The sequence below is a fragment of the Bradyrhizobium sp. Leaf396 genome (assembly GCF_001424605.1).
Lineage (GTDB): Bacteria > Pseudomonadota > Alphaproteobacteria > Rhizobiales > Xanthobacteraceae > Bradyrhizobium > Bradyrhizobium japonicum_C.
Genome location: NZ_LMQJ01000063.1, coordinates 1 through 1377 on the forward strand (window position 1 = coordinate 1; position 1377 = coordinate 1377).

Below are 1377 nucleotides of genomic sequence, written 5' to 3' on the forward strand. Positions count from 1 at the left end.
CCTAGCGCCAAGAAAAAGGAGTTGCGCATGTACTACTGACCATCGGTTCGAGCACTGCGGGCGGCTCGATCGGCGGTACGCTGACCACCGCGCTGACGTTCTCGACGGCTTCCAGCCCCGTCCAGGACACCGTTGCGCAGACGTCCCGTGCGAACCTGGTCTCTCAGTTCAACAACATCCTGAACCAGATCGACACGACCGCGCAGGACTCCTCGTTCAACGGCGTCAATCTCTTGAACGGCGACCAGCTCAAGCTGGTGTTCGACGAGACCGGCAAGTCGAACCTCAGCATCACCGGCGTGACCTACAACTCCAAGGGTCTGGGCCTCGCTGCGCTGACCAGCGGTGTCGACTTCATCGACAACGCTGCCACCAACAAGGTCGGCGTGACCTACAACTCCAAGGGTCTGGGCCTCGCTGCGCTGACCAGCGGTGTCGACTTCATCGACAACGCTGCCACCAACAAGGTGCTGACCAACCTCAACGCCGCCTCGAGCACGCTGCGCTCGCAGGCCTCGAGCCTCGGCTCGAACCTCTCGGTGGTGCAGGTCCGTCAGGACTTCAACAAGAGCCTGATCAACGTGCTCCAGACCGGTTCGTCCAACCTGACCCTGGCCGACACAAACGTCGAGGCGGCCAATAGCCAGGCGCTGTCGACCCGCCAGTCGATCGCGGTCTCCGCGCTGTCGCTGGCCAACCAGTCGCAGCAGAGCGTGCTGCAGCTGCTCCGCTAACAAGCGGACAACATCGCTAGCCAAGACATCGCGGCGGGGCTTCGGCCCCGCCGCTTTTCTTTCATGCAAGCTTTCGATGGCGATGCCATGAGGTGAAGCTGATGCAATTGAATACAGCCAATTGCTCACTCTGAGTTATGGTTGACAAGTGGCAAACGCCTCGCCGTCGCCCGGAAAAACGTCATCCTATCATGGCGATACGCGCAAGCTCGTTTCGGCTTCGACTGCCCATATGGTGAATCCGCGTAAGAGTGCCGCGACACGCTTCATGCTTTGTTAGCCCCAAACGTTCACCGTTCCGCACATCGATTAATCCTAATCGAAGTTTGTTGCGTTGCGTACCAGAAGGGTAACAGAGTATGTCCGGTATCGTTCTCTCGTCCTCGGTTCGTCAGAACCTGCTCTCTCTCCAGTCCACTGCTGATCTTCTCGCCACCACCCAGAGCCGTCTGTCGACCGGCAAGAGCGTCAACTCGGCCCTGGACAATCCCACCAACTTCTTCACCGCACAGTCGCTCGACAACCGCGCCAGCGACATCAACAATCTGCTCGATGGCATCGCCAACGGCGTGCAGGTGCTGCAGGCCGCCAACACCGGCATCACCTCGCTGCAGAAGCTGATCGACTCGGCGAAGTCGATCGC

The 1377-nt window shown here is 59.8% G+C and carries 1 protein-coding gene and 1 pseudogene; both read left to right on the plus strand.

Going from position 1 to position 1377, the window contains the following annotated elements; translation table 11 throughout:
* Positions 1–38: 38 nt before the first annotated feature.
* Positions 39–734 (plus strand): annotated as a pseudogene (locus ASG57_RS31330) (flagellin); the annotation flags it as partial.
* Between the two features lie 359 nt (positions 735–1093).
* Positions 1094–1377, plus strand: a 284-nt coding sequence (locus ASG57_RS31335) for a flagellin N-terminal helical domain-containing protein (RefSeq protein WP_502690823.1), incomplete at its 3' end; no start/stop codon positions are given.